This window comes from Winogradskya humida, assembly GCF_016862215.1.
GTDB lineage: Bacteria > Actinomycetota > Actinomycetes > Mycobacteriales > Micromonosporaceae > Actinoplanes > Actinoplanes humidus.
Window position 1 is genome coordinate 73,072 of the sequence record NZ_BOMN01000100.1, and the last position, 14,133, is coordinate 87,204.

Consider the following 14,133-nt stretch of genomic DNA (forward strand, 5'->3'; position numbering starts at 1 on the left):
AGGGCGGCGTCCTGCACTTCGTCGGGCGTTCGCTGGACTCCATGCACGACCCTGCTCACCGGCGTGCTGGCGTGCTGGCCGACAGCTCGCGGTTGCGACGGTTGCCGTTCAGCACGGCCGGATCGATGTGGGTGCCGCATGACGAATGGCGTGAGGCGGCTCGCATCAACCTGACGCGAGCCGGCATCACGCCGTACGACCTGGCCCGTACCCGTGATCCGGTCTCGTTCGCCGACATCGTGTCCACCGGCCGGTCGTACGGAACCCTGTACGCCCTGCTCCGCGACTGGGCCGACGACGAGCGGGAGCCGTGGGACGTGATCCGCCGCAAGATCCGGTTCATCGGGGTCGTCTCCCGGCGAAGGACGAGCCCGAACACGCAACGCTGGCAGCAGCGCGCGGTCTGGACCTCCGGCCTGCCGTCGAGCATGGATCCGGTGCTGTACTCGTACCTCGCGGATCGCCAGGAGAAGCTGACAGTTTCGTTCGGCCCGGTCCCCTGGGCCCCGCCCGGGGTCCGGCGCGACGACGGCGTCCAATACGCGCTGGCGGAGGCCGTCGCCCTGGTGGACCACGGCCGCCGCCCCCGAGACCCGCGCGACGTTGATCCGGACCGTGTCGGCGCAGAAGCCGTACCCGGGGAAATGGGTCGCGATGCTCACTAGCGCGTGACGGATGCACCGCTTTCGCGCCAGGCACGTTCCTTGGCGACCCACTCGTTGTCCTGCGGGAATTCCTCGATGCCGGGCACCCGGCGGATCTCGACGCTCGAGCCGGGGAAGGCCGGGATCCGCTTGGCCCACTCGACCGCCTCCTGCTTCGAGGCGACCTCGAGCAGGTAGAAACCACCAAAAAGTTCCCTGGTCTCACCGTACGGCCCGTCGGTGACCACCGGGCTCTCGCCGCCGAGGTCGACCACCACACCCTGCCCCGGATCGTCCAGCCCCTCGGCGGCGAGCAGCACACCCGCCTTGATCAGCTCCTCGTTGAACCGGCCCGTCGTGGCCAGCATCTCCTCGAACGGCGTGGCCATCATGGCGGCGGTCGTCTCGTCGGTGCCCCGCATGATCAGCATGTACTTCGGCATCGGTCCTCCTCATCGGGCAGGGCCGCCCCTCGGCCCTCGCCCCCACCCGTCGAACGAGCGGCGCGCGGATCGACACGGCCCCGGAAAAAATGTCGCACCCCCACCATAAAATCCCGGCTATGTCATACGACCTCGCTGTCCGGGAAGGGGACCGCCCGGCGAACGACGCTGCGTACGCAGAGTGCCTGAAACTGTCCCCGGACCAGCGCTTCCGGGCCGGGGTGGTGAACATCGACAGGGTCGTGCGGGCGTTCACGGGTTTCCCCGACGGGGACCCGGCCATCGCCGTCCGATATTCGTGGCGGCCGTTCGTGGTGGGGCCATGAGCGAGTACGTGACGTTTTTCCTGGCGCGCGAGGACTCGGCGGCTGTTGCTACGCGGAATCGGGGGCCGGTGGGCGGCGTCGTGGGATCTTTCTTCAGTGCGGACGATGCGGTTGTCATCTGGGAGAGCTTGCTGACCGGCCGGTCCGTCGAGGAGCTGTGGGAAACCGGTGGGCCGCGGGTGGTGGCGCCGTGGGTCAACGACGGCAGCGCGGTCTTCGCCTTGTCCGATGAGCTGACCGGCCGGTTGCTGCACGCCGATGCCGCTCAGCTCGAAAAGCTGGCTGCGCAGTGGTCAGCGATGGTGGCGCGGGACGGGGACGAGCTCGCTGCGGACGTCGCGTTGCGGGTTGTCACGGGCGTGGCCGGGCTGGCCCACGAGGCGGTCAGGGCCGGGTGGCCGGTCTACTGCCGGGTTGCCTGCTGATCGGGGTGGATCGGGGTGGTGGCGCTGGGTGCCGCACCGGTCAGGACAGGACGGCGTAGGTGGTGATCCACGCGATTTCCAGGATGACGATGGCGATGCCGGCGATGCGGCCGCGGCGGGCGACCCGGGGGTGGTCCGGGTGGGAGCCGATGCCGGGATCTTTCGCGGAGGGCATGTCGGCGGGGAGTTTGCCCATCCAGAACAGAGGCAGGGCGGCGACCGCGAAGCCGCCACCGCCGAGCACCAGCTGTCCGGACGACGGACCGGCGGTGAGGGCGAAGAGGAGAAAGATTCCCAGGGCCGGGAGGACCCGCCCGGTCATGCTCCGGCGCCGGCGGTACGGCGGGGTCATCCGGAACAGGGCCGCGGCCAGCAGGGCTGTCCCGCCGAGCCCGAGGGACCATCCGAGCCAGGCGGGCGGGTTGGCGGCGCTCATCGACCTCACCTCACGGACGTGACTTCAGCCGCCATGTTTCCACGAGCCATCCCGAGGTTTCCCACGAGCCATCCCGGGCCTCCCCGGCCAGACCGGCCTCCCACCTACGCGCCGGGCCTCCCAGCCAGACCGGGCCTACCGGCCAGACCGGGCCTCCCAGCCATGCTCGGGCCTCCCAGCCATGCTCGGGCCTCCCAGCCATGCTCGGCATTCCCACCGGACCGGGCATCCCACACCACGCCGGGTCTTCCCAGCCATACCGGGCCTCCCCAGCTGTGCCGGGCCTTCGATGAGGCCGGGAATAGGGCCGGGATGAGGCCGAAGCGCCGCCGCCCCTGGCCGACGAGCGGGGGCGGCGGCGTCCGGGTGGGGTCAGCCGAGTTGTTTGCCGACGAAAGCCGTGGCGTCGTCGGCGAATTTGGCGTAGTCGAGGTGGGCGGCGAGGCTGGTGCCGCCCTGGCAGAACTGGTCGTTGCGGTTGCAGAAGGACTGGGTGCGGCCGGCGAAGGTGTTCAGGCGGCCCGCGCCGCGGGGGAAGACGCCGGAGCGGGTGCCGTCGGTGACGTTGAAGGGTTCGTTGCGGGTGAAGGTGGGGTCGCCGAAGAGCAGGACCGCCGCGACCCGGTCCTGCAGCGCGGCGGGCAGGGCCGACTGGCTGGTCAGCGCGTCGCCGACCACGTCCGCGCCCTGCGAGTAGCCCATCAGGACGAAGCGGGTGTTCTTGCAGGCCGCGGCCGTGCGCTGGACGTCGCCGGCCAGTGCGGTGACGCCCTGGCGGACGCTGGCGGTGTAGTTGAAGTTGGCGGGATAGTCGACCGCCGTGGTCCTGATGCTCTGCGGCAGCTCGCGGGTGAGCTGCTGGGCGAGCGGGGTGAGCAGGATGCCCAGGCCCGGTCGTTCGGTGGTGCCGCGGGCGCCGATCACTTCGACGTCGGCGCAGGCGTTTCCGGGTGCCTGCGCGGCGAACGTCAGCGGGGCCACCACGAGGCCGGCCGCGCCGACCACGCCTGCCGCTGCGAGGCTGAGAACTGTCCGTAACCGCATGCCGTCATCCCTTCATAGGCGGGCAACTTCATGCACTAACTACGCACATAGCTCCGCCACAGGATGTGTCCTGCTTGTTTCTTCACAGTGCCGAGGAAAGTTGAACCGCCGGGGTGGCCCCGATGGGGGATCAGGTGTCGTAGTCGACGATCACCTTGGGTGACAGCGGGAGTGACTGGCAGGTCAGGACGAAACCGGCTGCCACCTCCGCCGGCTCCAGAGCGAAGTTGCGGCGCATCTCCACCTCGCCCTCCGTGACCATGGCCCGGCACGTTCCGCACACGCCGCCCTTGCACGCGAACGGCAGGTCGGGCCGGGACCGCTGGGCACTCGCGAGGATCGTCTCGCCGTCGGCGACCGGGACCGTCGTCGAGCGGCCGTCCATCATGACCGTCACCTCACGGCTAGCGCCCAGGTCCGCCGAGGGCCGGTCAACAACCGGCGGTGGCTCATCCACCCAGAACAACTCACGGTGGATCACACCCACATCCGTCCCGTACGCCCGGAGCACCTCGGTAGCGTCCGTCACCATCCCGAACGGCCCGCACAACCACCAGTGATCCACCGCCGCCACGTCGATGAGCAGCGGCAACAGGGTGCGCAACTTCGCAGCGTCCAGCCGGCCGGACAGCAGCGAAACCTCGCGCTCCTCCCGCGACAGCAGGTGCACCAGCTCCAGCCGCGACGGGTTCGCGTCCTTCAGATCGGCCAGCTCCTCGGCGAACATGACGGTGTCCGCGCGGCGGTTCCCGTACAGAATGGTGACCTGAGAAGTGGGGTGCCGCAGCAGCGACGACGCGATGGACAACACCGGGGTGATCCCGGAGCCGGCGGCGATCAGCACATGCCGGCCGCCCGCCGCGAGGTCCGGGGTGAACGTCCCGCTGGGCGGCGCCACCTCGACCACGTCACCCGGGCGCACGTCGTGCACCAGCCACGACGAGACCAGGCCGCCGGGCACCTCCCGCACCCCGATCCGGGGCGGGGCACCGGCAGCGGAACAGATCGAATACGTACGCCGTTCGTCCGCAGCCCCGGAACGCTCAGCCCCGGAACCTACAGCGTCAGAACGCACGGCCCCGGAACGCACAGCGTCAGAACGCACGGCTCCGGAACGCACGGTGAGAGACTGGCCGGGGCGGAATGCGAACGTGCCGGACAACTCACGGGGCACCTCGAAGGTGACGGCGACGGCATCTGCGCAGAGCCGGTCGACGGTCGCGACACGCAGTGGGTGGAAGGGCACCTCAGATCTCCTTGACGTGCTCGAATGGCTCCCGGCACGCGGGGCAGCGGCGCAGCTCGCGGCAGGCGGTGGCGCTGAACGCGGCGATCTGCTCGGTGGCCGGGGCGCCGCAGCGGGGGCAGGGCACCTGGGGGCGTACCGGGAAAAGGGTCAGGGGCACCGGCCCGGCGGCCCGGCGCGGTGCGGGACCCGGCGGGGCGATCCCGGCCGCGGTGAGCTTGTCCTTGCCCGCCGGGGTGATCCAGTCGGTGGTCCAGGCCGGGGTGAGCACCGTACGCACCTCGACCCGCGGATACCCGGCCGCTCGCAGCGCACCGGTGAGGTCGTCGCGGATCGCACCCATCGCCGGGCAGCCGGAATACGTCGGGGTGATCGTCACGACGACCCGGTCGGCCAGCTCCTCGACCTCGCGCAGGATGCCCAGGTCGGCGAGGGTGAGCCAGGGCAGCTCCGGGTCCTGCACGCGGGCCGCCACGGCGAAAGCGGTCACCAGGTGCCGCCCGGGTTGTCCCGTGCCACTCCCTGCAGCTCGGCGAGGATGTCCGCCATCGCCGGCGTGTGCGCGCCCCGCGGCTCGCCGCCACGCCACGGCGCCGCCTGCAGCTTCGCGGCGTCGAGGACCTGTGCCCAGACCCGTTCGACCTCGGTGCGGGTGCTCGCCGGGTCGACGCCGAACCCCGCCGCCGCCATGCTCAGCTCGGTCTCGTGCGGGGCGAACAGGTCCGCCGCGGACACCGCCTCGGCCGCGTCCTGCATGCGGATGTGCGAGATGTCCGTGCCGTCGCCGAGCCGCACGACCCACTGGGCGGCGTACTCGCGGTGGTAGGTCAGCTCCTTGGTGCCCTTCTCCGCGATCGCGGCCAGCACCGGGTCGGCGGACTTCGTCAGCTGATCGAAGATCGCCAGCCGCCATGACGAGAACACCACGAGCCGCGCGACCAGGTGCGCGAAGTCGTCGTCGGTGCGCTCCACCAGGCGTACGTTGCGGAAGCCCGCCTGCTCTCGCAGATAGGCCAGGGAATCCTCGTCCCGGCCCGCGTCCTCGACCACGGCCGCGCGGCTGAGCAGCAGCCGGGCCTGGCCGAGCAGGTCCAGGGCGATGTTGGCGATCGCCAGCTCGTCCTCGATCTCCGGCGCGCGGGTCACCCACTGCTGCAGCCGGTGCGACATGATCAGCGCGTCGTCACCGAGCATCAGGCAGTAGTCCGCGAGTGCGGCCCGGTCGGCACCGGCGGGCACCGCCGTGTCCACCCCGGCGAGAGGGTCGGCGAACCCCGTCCCGTATGCCCACCGCGCGTCGTCGTCGTGGTCGGTCAGCGCCTCGTAAGCGTCGTCGAAGGACATCGTGCACCGCCTCAGATGTGCGGCACGGAGCCGGGGATCGTGTAATACGTGGGATGCCGGTACGACTTGTCGCCGCTCGGCTCGAAGAACGCCGCCTTGTCCTCGGGACTCGACGCGACCACGTCGTCGGAGCGCACCACCCAGATGCTCACGCCCTCGTTGCGCCGTGTGTAGAGGTCGCGGGCATGGTGCACGGCCATCTCGTGGTCGGCGGCGCGCAGGGAACCGACGTGCACGTGGTTGAGCCCGCGTCTGGCTCGGACGAACACCTCGAACAGTGGCCACTCGTGGTTCATGCGACGACCTTCTCCCTCTTCCGCGCGTGCGCGGCTGCCGCTTCCCTGACCCAGGCGCCGTCCTCGTCGGCGCGGCGGCGGCGCTCGATGCGGGCGGCGTTGCAGGGTCCGTCGCCGGAGATGACCCGGGTCAGCTCGGCCCAGTCCGGCGTGCCGAAGTCATAGTGCCCGCGGTCGGCGTTCCAGCGCAGTTCGTCATCCGGAAGGGTGACACCGAGGGCCTCCGCCTGCGGGACACTCATGTCGACGTAACGCTGGCGCAGCTCGTCGTTGCTGTGCCGCTTGATCTTCCACGCCATGGACCGCGCCGAGTTGGGCGACTGGTCATCCGGCGGCCCGAACATCATCAGCGACGGCCACCACCAGCGGTTCACCGCGTCCTGGACCATGGCCCGCTGACCCGGCGTCCCGCCCATCATGGTCATCAGCAGCTCGAAACCCTGCCGCTGGTGGAAGGACTCCTCCTTGCAGATGCGGATCATCGCGCGCCCGTACGGACCATACGAGCTGCGGCAGAGCGGAACCTGGTTGCAGATCGCCGCGCCGTCCACGAGCCATCCGATCACGCCCACGTCGGCGAACGTCAGCGTCGGATAGTTGAAGATCGACGAATACTTCTGCCGGCCCTCGATGAGCCGCCGCGTCAGGTCGCCGCGGTCCGCACCGAGCGTCTCCGCCGCCGAGTAGAGATACAGCCCGTGCCCCGCCTCGTCCTGCACCTTCGCGAGCAGGATCGCCTTGCGGCGCAACGACGGCGCCCGGGTGATCCACTCCCCCTCCGGCTGCATGCCGATGATCTCCGAGTGGGCGTGCTGGGCGATCTGCCGGATCATCGTGCTGCGGTAGCCGTCGGGCATGGCGTCCCCGGGCTCGATCCGCTGATCCCGCGCGATGGTGTCCTCGAAGTCACTCATGAGACATGCCGCCGCGACTGCAGGGTGTAGAACCGGCCCGTTATGTAAGCCGCGTCGCTGAGCGATGCCGTAGCCGCGGGATTCGCGCCCGTGCCGTGCAGATCGCTGAACGCCGCCGTCTGGTTGACGAACACCCCGCCCGTGAGATTCTCGGACAGATGCACGCCGGCATCCAGCGCGGCATTTCGGGCTTGTTCCAGAATGTCATCGGAGGTCGAGTGGACCAGTGCGGTCAGCGCGCCGTGATGCCCGACGGTCTGCTCAAAGATCGAGATGCTCTCCGCAGTGGAAGCGGTGGTGATGACGAACGAGATCGGCCCGAACCACTCCCGGGTGTAGACCTTCTCGTCGGCGACATCAAGACGCACGATCAGCGGCGTACGACTGGACTCGATCTCTTGTGAGGGGTGTAGCACCCCCGGGAGCGTCCCCGCCTCGGTCAGCCGGGCGAGCACTCCGTCGTTGACGATCGCGCCGAGCGTGCCGACCGCCCGCTGCGGATCGCCGAGCAGCTTGTCGACCGCCGCACCCAGATCGGCACCGAACTCCGCGGGACTCTTGTGCCCGGCGTCCGTGTCGATGCCCGTCGCCGGGACCAGCAGATTCTGCGGGGTCGTGCACATCTGCCCGCTGTAGAGCGACAGCGAGAACGCCAGATTGCGCAACATCCCCTTGTAGTCGTCGGTCGAGTCGACGATCACCGTGTTGAGCCCGGCCTTCTCCGTGTAGACGACGGCCTGCCGGGCGTTCGCCTCCAGCCAGTTGCCGAACTCGCTCGACCCGGTGAAGTCGACGATCCGCACGTCGGGGTGGGTGGCGAGGGTCGCCGCGATACCGTCGCCGCGCTCCTCCACGGCCAGGGTGACCACGTTGGGATCCAGGCCCGCCTCGGTCAGCACCTCGCGGGCGATCTGCACGGTGATGGCGAGCGGCAGGACCGCGCCAGGATGCGGTTTGACGATCACCGGGTTGCCGGTGACCAGGCTCGCGAACAGGCCGGGATAACTGTTCCAGGTGGGGAACGTGGTGCAGCCGATCACCAGCGCGACCCCGCGCCCCACCGCCGTGCTGGTCTTCTCCAGCCGCAACGGATCCCCGCCACGCTGCGGTTTCGCCCACTGCGCGGCAGCCGGGATCCGGGTCGACTCGGCGAGCGCGACCGCGACGGCTTCCAGGCCGCGGTCCTGCGCGTGGGCGCCACCGGCCTGGAACGCCATGACGAACGCCTGCCCGGTCGTGAGCTGCACCGCGTGCGCCATCTCGAAGATGCGCGCGTTGATCCGCCGCAGGATCTCGGCGGCGACTCCGGCACGCCCCTGCGGTCCGGCAGCACGCCACCCCGGGGTCGCTGCGCGCGCTGCCGCGACCAGATCGCCCGGGTCACCCTTGGGATAGGAAACGTGCGCACCGGGCTCAGTCGACACAGTCGTGGTCGCACCGGGCACCTCGATCGGGAACTCCGCCCCGAGCAGTGCCTGGAAAGCGGCCTCCCCCGCCGGCGCAGCCTCCTCGCCGTAGACGGACTTGCTCGGCGACTCGGGATAGGCCGACCAGTAATCGCGGGCGGCGGCCGCCTCGATCGCACGGTCGAGCAGCTCGCGGTGCCTCTGGTAGAACTCAGCGGGGGTTGTCACCAGCGCTCCTTTGCGATTGGCTGTACCTATTATCTACCGTCCGTTCGGTCGGTTAATCAAGACCTGGGGGTGGGGATGGCACAAAATTCCAGTGGCCGCCGCGGCCGCCCCGGCCATGACGTGCAGGCCGTGCTCGACGCCGCCGTGGAGCTGTTCAACGAGCGGGGCTACGACGCCACCAGCATGGATGACGTCGCCCGGCGCCTCGAGATCACCAAATCGAGCATCTACCACCACGTCCGGGGCAAGCAGGAGCTCCTCCGGATGGCGATCGACCACGCCCTCGACGGCCTCGACGACGCCATGACCCAGGTGCGCGGCCTCGACGACTCGACCGCGCTGGAACGCCTGGAGACCCTGATCAGGCTCAGCGTGCTGGTGCTTGCCGGCCGCCTGCCCTACGTCACCCTGCTGCTGCGGGTCCGCGGCAACAGCGAGGTGGAGCTGGACGCACTCACCCGCCGCCGCGCCTTCGACCACGAGGTGACAGCCCTGGTGAAAGCCGCCCAGACCGAAGGCGGCATCCGCCCCGACATCGACCCGGCAACGGCCGCGCGCGTGCTCTTCGGCATGGTCAACTCGCTCGCCGAGTGGTACAGCCCCGCCCGCGGCAACGCCGGTGAACTCGCCACCATCCTGACCACCGTGGCCTTCGACGGGCTCAGCATCCGGGAGTGACAGGTTGACCATGGAATCCCGAACGCCACCTCCACATTCCCTGGAGCCGATCGAACGCGCCTCGGTCTCCTCGCTCCGCGACCTTCAGCTGTCACGCTTACGCTGGTCGCTCGCCCACGCTCACGCGAACGTCCCCCACTACCGCGACGCATGGGGCTCTCCCGAGATCGCGGATCTGTCTGACTTGGCGCGCTTCCCGTTCACGGACAAGGCGGTCCTGCGCGCCAACTATCCGTTCGGGATGTTCGCCGTGCCGCGCACGTCGATCGCCAGGCTGCACGCCTCGTCGGGCACCACGGGCCGGCCCACCGTCGTCGGTTACACCCGTGAGGACCTCGATACGTGGGCCCGCCTGATGGCCCGGTCGATTCGTGCGGCGGGCGGGCGGCCCGCTGACCGCGTACACATCGCATATGGATATGGACTCTTCACCGGAGGACTCGGCGCGCACTACGGGGCCGAGCAGCTCGGATGCACGGTCATCCCGGTCTCGGGTGGCATGACGGAGCGTCAGGTCACGCTCATCAGCGATTTCGAGCCCGAGATCATCATGGTCACCCCGAGTTACATGCTGGCCATCGTGGACGAGATGCGCCGGCAGGGCATCGACCCGCGTACGACCTCTCTGAAGGTCGGCATCTTCGGCGCAGAGCCGTGGACCGAGGATCTGCGTACGGAGATCGAGGACCAGCTCGACCTGCACGCGGTGGACATCTACGGGCTGTCCGAGGTGATGGGCCCCGGCGTGGCCAGCGAATGCGTCGAGACCAAGGACGGCCTGACCGTCTGGGAGGACCACTTCTACCCGGAGATCATCGACCCGCTGACCGGCGAGGTCCTGCCGGACGGCACCCTCGGCGAACTCGTTCTCACCTCTCTGACCAAACAGGCCATGCCGGTGATCCGCTACCGCACCCGCGACCTGACCCGCCTGCTCCCCGGCACGGCCCGCCCCATGCGCCGCCTCGAGAAGATCACCGGCCGCACCGACGACATGATCATCCTGCGCGGCGTCAACCTCTTCCCCACCCAGATCGAAGAACTCATCCTCCGTACGCCCGCCCTGGCCCCCCACTTCCAATGCGTCCTCACCCGCACCGGCCGCCTCGACGAGCTCACCGTCAAGGTCGAACGCCGCCCCGGCGCCGTCCCCGAAACCGCCTTCGCCGCCGGCCAGGCCTTGGCCGGCCACATCAAGAACACCATCGGCGTCAGCGTCACCGTCGACGTCATCCCCCCGGACGGCATCGAACGCTCCCTCGGCAAGATGCGCCGCATCGTCGACAACCGCTGAGGCCTACGATGACGGCCTCGCCATCCACCATGGAGGTCCCGGATGACCACGCCGCCCGTGATCGACACCTCTGTGGCCCACCCGGCGCGGCGTTACGACTACTGGCTGGGCGGCAAGGACAACTTCGCCGCCGACCGGGAGTCGGGGGATCAGATCGCCGCCAAGTTTCCCGGCATCCGCACCGCCGTGGTCGAGAACCGGCGATTCCTGCACCGCGCGGTCACCCACCTGACGACACAGGCGGGAGTGCGCCAGTTCCTCGACATCGGCACCGGTCTACCGACCGTTGACAACACCCACGAGGTCGCTCAGCGTACGGCGCCGGAGTCCCGCATCGTCTACGTCGACAACGATCCGCTGGTCCTCGTGCACGCGCGCGCCCTGCTGACCAGCTCGCCGCAGGGCGCCACGGCCTACGTCGACGCCGACCTGCGCGACCCCGCCACGATCCTCGAGCAGGCCGCGAAGACCCTGGATCTCAGTCAGCCGGTCGCCCTGATGCTCCTCGCGATCCTGCACTTCATCCCCGAGAGCGATGATCCGTACGCCGTCCTGCGCACCCTGACCGCAGCCCTCCCGCCCGGCAGCTACGTGGTGCTCTCCCACGCCACCAGCGATTACCTGCCGCCGGACCTCGTCGCGGATATCTCGTCGGGGCGTCACGGGCAGGGCCGGCTGCGTACCAAATCCGAATTCGCCTCTTTCTTCGACGGCCTCGACCTGCTCACCCCCGGTGTCGTCCCCCTCGCCGAATGGCACGCCGAAGGCGAGCCCGTCCCTCGCCCGGCCGCCGACGAGGTCGCCATGTACGCCGGCGTCGCCGCTATTCCGAGCCGGTGAGGACGAGCCTCCGCCTCGCCGCCGAGAACCTCCTCGCCGCCGCCGCGAAGGCCGACGTCGTCTAGGGCCACGTCGAGGCAAGGCTCCCGGGAGTTATCCACAGGGGAGCACATGAGGGCGGCGCGGGGTCGGCGGACGTCGCTAGGGTGGCGGGTGTCGAGCTGCCTGCGAGGAGGTCTGATGATGAGACGGCTATTGGCTGCGCTCACGGCGGGGCTGTTCCTCTGCGGGTGCTCGTCCCCCTCCCCGTCGCCTTCCTCCGCTCCCGCTCCGGTCCTGCCCGGAGCTTCCGCGGCCTCTACCGGCCCGTCCCTCGCTGATCCCTCCCTCACCGGTCCCTCCGTCGCACCGGTGCCGGTCGAGACGCGGCGGGTCGACGCCGGTGGCGATGCGCTCACCATGGCGGTCGGGCCACTGATCCGCTCCGGCGACGTCGTCGTGCTGAGCATCGGCACCACGCTCCAAAGCGCGGGCTCGGCGCAGGTGGGCCGCCAGTTCTCCGCCTCGCAGACGACCTCGTTCGACGGCGCCCGCCTCGTCGACACCGCGGGCCGCCGCGTCTACCTGACCGCCGAGGCCGGCGGCAACTGTGTCTGCACCACCAGGGTGCGGATCGGCCAGGGCGAGACCCGCCCGTTGCAAGCCGCCTTCTCCGGAGTCCCGGCGACCGTCACCAGCCTGTCGGTGATGCTGCCGTATGCGGGGGTGTTCGCCGACGTGCCCGTCGTCGCCGGCCCGGTGCCCGCCCCGCCCACCGGGCCCGACTCGCTCGGCCGCACCCAGAAGCCGCTCGACCTGACCGGTGCGGTGTCGGTCAGCGCCGCGCTCGATGCCTACTCGGACCGCTCCGACGTCGGTCTGCGCACCCGCAGCGGCGCTGACGGCGTCGACCTCAACCTGGACACCGACGTGCTCTTCAAACTGGACAGCTCGCAGCTCACCGCCCAGGCCGGCAAAACGATCGCCGCAGCCGTCGCGGACGTGAAGGCCGCCGGCGCCGGCCCGCTCACCGTCACCGGGCACACCGACGACAGCGGCAGCACCGCTCACAACCAGACGCTGTCGAAACAACGCGCCGAGGCGGTCGCCACAGCGATCACCGGCCCGCTACCCGACGCGACATGGCCCAAGACCGTCGCGGCGAAGGGCGAAACCCAGCCGGCCGTGCCCAACACCGACGCCGCGAGCCGCGCCCGCAACAGACGGGTGACCATCTCCTTCCAGGGCGACGGCCGGTCCGCCGCCCAGCGCGCCAAAGCCACGCTGCCGAAGACAGCCGGCGCCGTCGGCAAGGCCGCAGCAGGAGTCGAGGTGTCACTCCCCCTGCACCGCGGCACGATCCGCTTCACCCCCGGCCGCGCCCGGCTCAGCGGCCCGTTCCTGCAGCTCGACCTGATCGCCACCACCGTCGGCCCGGACAAAGCCACGATCCACGACTTCCTCGGCCAGGGCGTCTTCACCGCCCGCGACGAATTCGACCCCTACGCCCGCTACGGCGCCGCCGGCATCCGCCTCTTCGACGGCACCACCACCTCCTACAACCTCGACTACGAACTCCACCCCGGCGACCACCGCTGCCTCTGCGACCGCCTCCTCAACCAACCCATCCCACCCGGCAGCAGCCAGACCCTCTCCCTCTGGTTCCCCGCCCCACCCCCGGCAACGAAATCAGTCACCCTCGACGTCCCCGACAAACTCCGCCTCACCGACGTCCCCATCGGTTGACCCCCTGACTGCGCACGCCTCCGCGAGTGAACCGCCGACGCAAACCACGCCGTAGCCGTCGGTCTGCGGCTCGGCGAGTCGGCGAGTCGGCGGGTCTGCGGTCTACGAGTCGGCGGCTCGGCGGTCTGCGAGTCGGCGGTCGGCGGGTCTGCGAGTCGGCGACACGCCAGCCCGGGTGCGGAGCCGGTCGCACGGTGCCGGTGCCGGTGCCGGTCACGCGGAGCCGGTCACGCGGAGCCGGTGCAGGTGCCGGCCGAGCGGTGGGCTTGCCCGGTCACGCTCAACGTCCGACCCCGCGGGCACGAGATCACCAGATTCAGCCGCGGCCAGAGTGTCCGATTGAGCCCGGCCTTCTCGCGGTGCTCTCTGTAGAAGCTGTGGACAAATGGCTGGACCAGAGTCAGTTCCTCCGCCGCGCGCATGGGGGAGCTCAGTCGTGCATGGAGGCGGAGATGTTGCGGAGGATCGACTGCGTCATGGTGCGGGTGGGGGACCTCGGGGCGGCGACGGAGTTCTATGCCCGGGTTTTTGGGCTGCGGACGCTCTGGCACGACGAATTGGCTGTCGGGATGGGGATGCCGGAGACTGACGCGGAGGTGGTGCTGCACACCATGGACCTCGCACGGGATGTCGGCGTGCGCTACCTCGTCGATGACGTGCTGGCTGCGGTGGCGGCGTATGAACACGGCGGCTGTGTGATTCGCGAGCCGCTGTTCGACATCGCCATCGGCCGGTGCGCTGTTCTGGAGGATCCGTTCGGCAACGCGGTGTGCATCCTGGACATGAGCCGCGGTGCTCCTCAAGTAGCCCGACCGTGACTTACTAGGCTTCCTGGGTGCGCTAC

Annotated in this window: 17 protein-coding genes; 8 read left to right on the forward strand and 9 right to left on the reverse strand. The window is 69.9% G+C overall.

What is annotated here, in order from left to right:
• The first annotated feature begins 41 nt into the window (after window positions 1–41).
• The gene (locus Ahu01nite_RS34860) at window positions 42–665 is read left to right on the forward strand and encodes a hypothetical protein (protein WP_203840976.1); all 624 of its coding nucleotides are present in this window, start codon (window positions 42–44) and stop codon (window positions 663–665) included.
• On the opposite strand, the gene Ahu01nite_RS34865 is transcribed toward Ahu01nite_RS34860, so the two are convergent.
• Window positions 662–1,087: a YciI family protein gene (locus Ahu01nite_RS34865; protein ID WP_203840977.1), complete on the reverse strand. Its 426-nt coding sequence runs from the start codon at window positions 1,085–1,087 to the stop codon at window positions 662–664. The genes Ahu01nite_RS34860 and Ahu01nite_RS34865 overlap by 4 nt on opposite strands.
• A gap of 119 nt (window positions 1,088–1,206) precedes the next feature.
• On the opposite strand from Ahu01nite_RS34865, the gene Ahu01nite_RS34870 reads away from it, so the two are divergent.
• Window positions 1,207–1,413 (forward strand): hypothetical protein, encoded by a 207-nt coding sequence (locus tag Ahu01nite_RS34870; RefSeq protein WP_203840978.1) that lies wholly within the window; start codon window positions 1,207–1,209, stop codon window positions 1,411–1,413.
• A complete protein-coding gene (locus Ahu01nite_RS34875) occupies window positions 1,410–1,838 on the forward strand; it encodes a hypothetical protein (protein WP_203840979.1) in 429 nt (142 codons plus the stop codon). Before Ahu01nite_RS34870 ends, Ahu01nite_RS34875 begins: the two co-directional genes overlap by 4 nt.
• 40 nt (window positions 1,839–1,878) lie before the next feature.
• Here Ahu01nite_RS34875 and Ahu01nite_RS34880 read toward each other — a convergent pair whose 3' ends face one another.
• The 8 genes from Ahu01nite_RS34880 to paaN form a co-directional block, all read right to left on the reverse strand.
• On the reverse strand, window positions 1,879–2,274 hold the full coding sequence (locus Ahu01nite_RS34880) for a hypothetical protein (protein ID WP_203840980.1): 396 nt from the start codon (window positions 2,272–2,274) through the stop codon (window positions 1,879–1,881).
• A 372-nt stretch (window positions 2,275–2,646) separates the two neighbouring features.
• A complete protein-coding gene (locus Ahu01nite_RS34885; RefSeq protein WP_203840981.1) occupies window positions 2,647–3,318 on the reverse strand; it encodes a cutinase family protein in 672 nt (223 codons plus the stop codon).
• A gap of 130 nt (window positions 3,319–3,448) precedes the next feature.
• Window positions 3,449–4,564: a 2Fe-2S iron-sulfur cluster-binding protein gene (locus tag Ahu01nite_RS34890; RefSeq protein WP_203840982.1), complete on the reverse strand. Its 1,116-nt coding sequence runs from the start codon at window positions 4,562–4,564 to the stop codon at window positions 3,449–3,451.
• A gap of 1 nt (window position 4,565) precedes the next feature.
• Window positions 4,566–5,057, reverse strand: coding sequence for a 1,2-phenylacetyl-CoA epoxidase subunit PaaD (paaD, locus tag Ahu01nite_RS34895; RefSeq protein WP_203841014.1), 492 nt, complete (start codon window positions 5,055–5,057; stop codon window positions 4,566–4,568).
• Window positions 5,051–5,908, reverse strand: a complete 858-nt coding sequence (paaC, locus tag Ahu01nite_RS34900) for a 1,2-phenylacetyl-CoA epoxidase subunit PaaC (protein ID WP_203840983.1) — start codon at window positions 5,906–5,908, stop codon at window positions 5,051–5,053. The genes paaD and paaC overlap by 7 nt, the downstream gene beginning before the upstream one ends.
• A gap of 11 nt (window positions 5,909–5,919) precedes the next feature.
• A complete protein-coding gene (gene paaB / locus Ahu01nite_RS34905; RefSeq protein WP_203840984.1) occupies window positions 5,920–6,204 on the reverse strand; it encodes a 1,2-phenylacetyl-CoA epoxidase subunit PaaB in 285 nt (94 codons plus the stop codon).
• Window positions 6,201–7,118, reverse strand: a complete 918-nt coding sequence (gene paaA, locus Ahu01nite_RS34910) for a 1,2-phenylacetyl-CoA epoxidase subunit PaaA (RefSeq protein WP_203840985.1) — start codon at window positions 7,116–7,118, stop codon at window positions 6,201–6,203. The genes paaB and paaA overlap by 4 nt, the downstream gene beginning before the upstream one ends.
• The gene (gene paaN, locus Ahu01nite_RS34915; RefSeq protein WP_438874852.1) at window positions 7,115–8,755 is read right to left on the reverse strand and encodes a phenylacetic acid degradation protein PaaN; all 1,641 of its coding nucleotides are present in this window, start codon (window positions 8,753–8,755) and stop codon (window positions 7,115–7,117) included. Before paaN ends, paaA begins: the two co-directional genes overlap by 4 nt.
• Window positions 8,756–8,827: 72 nt before the next feature.
• Between paaN and Ahu01nite_RS34920 the strand changes: the two genes are divergently transcribed.
• The 5 genes from Ahu01nite_RS34920 (at window position 8,828) to Ahu01nite_RS34940 (ending at window position 14,107) form a co-directional block, all read left to right on the forward strand.
• On the forward strand, window positions 8,828–9,430 hold the full coding sequence (locus tag Ahu01nite_RS34920) for a TetR/AcrR family transcriptional regulator (protein ID WP_203840987.1): 603 nt from the start codon (window positions 8,828–8,830) through the stop codon (window positions 9,428–9,430).
• A 10-nt stretch (window positions 9,431–9,440) separates the two neighbouring features.
• A complete protein-coding gene (paaK, locus tag Ahu01nite_RS34925; protein WP_203840988.1) occupies window positions 9,441–10,724 on the forward strand; it encodes a phenylacetate--CoA ligase PaaK in 1,284 nt (427 codons plus the stop codon).
• Between the two features lie 42 nt (window positions 10,725–10,766).
• Window positions 10,767–11,564: an SAM-dependent methyltransferase gene (locus Ahu01nite_RS34930; protein ID WP_203840989.1), complete on the forward strand. Its 798-nt coding sequence runs from the start codon at window positions 10,767–10,769 to the stop codon at window positions 11,562–11,564.
• A 180-nt stretch (window positions 11,565–11,744) separates the two neighbouring features.
• Complete coding sequence (locus tag Ahu01nite_RS34935; RefSeq protein WP_203840990.1) at window positions 11,745–13,289, forward strand: OmpA family protein; 1,545 nt, start codon at window positions 11,745–11,747, stop codon at window positions 13,287–13,289.
• A gap of 440 nt (window positions 13,290–13,729) precedes the next feature.
• Complete coding sequence (locus tag Ahu01nite_RS34940; RefSeq protein ID WP_203840991.1) at window positions 13,730–14,107, forward strand: VOC family protein; 378 nt, start codon at window positions 13,730–13,732, stop codon at window positions 14,105–14,107.
• The last annotated feature ends 26 nt before the right edge of the window (window positions 14,108–14,133 follow it).

Excerpts from the sequence above, each read along its gene's own strand:
- paaC (WP_203840983.1), bottom strand. The coding sequence starts at position 5,908 with ATGTCCTTCGACGACGCTTACGAGGCGCTGACCGACCACGACGACGAC.
- Ahu01nite_RS34930 (WP_203840989.1), top strand. The coding sequence starts at position 10,767 with ATGACCACGCCGCCCGTGATCGACACCTCTGTGGCCCACCCGGCGCGG.
- Ahu01nite_RS34880 (WP_203840980.1), bottom strand. The coding sequence starts at position 2,274 with ATGAGCGCCGCCAACCCGCCCGCCTGGCTCGGATGGTCCCTCGGGCTC.
- Ahu01nite_RS34935 (WP_203840990.1), top strand. The coding sequence starts at position 11,745 with ATGATGAGACGGCTATTGGCTGCGCTCACGGCGGGGCTGTTCCTCTGC.
- Ahu01nite_RS34865 (WP_203840977.1), bottom strand. The coding sequence starts at position 1,087 with ATGCCGAAGTACATGCTGATCATGCGGGGCACCGACGAGACGACCGCC.
- Ahu01nite_RS34875 (WP_203840979.1), top strand. The coding sequence starts at position 1,410 with ATGAGCGAGTACGTGACGTTTTTCCTGGCGCGCGAGGACTCGGCGGCT.
- Ahu01nite_RS34885 (WP_203840981.1), bottom strand. The coding sequence starts at position 3,318 with ATGCGGTTACGGACAGTTCTCAGCCTCGCAGCGGCAGGCGTGGTCGGC.
- Ahu01nite_RS34860 (WP_203840976.1), top strand. The coding sequence starts at position 42 with ATGCACGACCCTGCTCACCGGCGTGCTGGCGTGCTGGCCGACAGCTCG.
- Ahu01nite_RS34870 (WP_203840978.1), top strand. The coding sequence starts at position 1,207 with ATGTCATACGACCTCGCTGTCCGGGAAGGGGACCGCCCGGCGAACGAC.
- Ahu01nite_RS34920 (WP_203840987.1), top strand. The coding sequence starts at position 8,828 with ATGGCACAAAATTCCAGTGGCCGCCGCGGCCGCCCCGGCCATGACGTG.
- Ahu01nite_RS34940 (WP_203840991.1), top strand. The coding sequence starts at position 13,730 with ATGGAGGCGGAGATGTTGCGGAGGATCGACTGCGTCATGGTGCGGGTG.
- paaA (WP_203840985.1), bottom strand. The coding sequence starts at position 7,118 with ATGAGTGACTTCGAGGACACCATCGCGCGGGATCAGCGGATCGAGCCC.
- paaK (WP_203840988.1), top strand. The coding sequence starts at position 9,441 with ATGGAATCCCGAACGCCACCTCCACATTCCCTGGAGCCGATCGAACGC.
- paaB (WP_203840984.1), bottom strand. The coding sequence starts at position 6,204 with ATGAACCACGAGTGGCCACTGTTCGAGGTGTTCGTCCGAGCCAGACGC.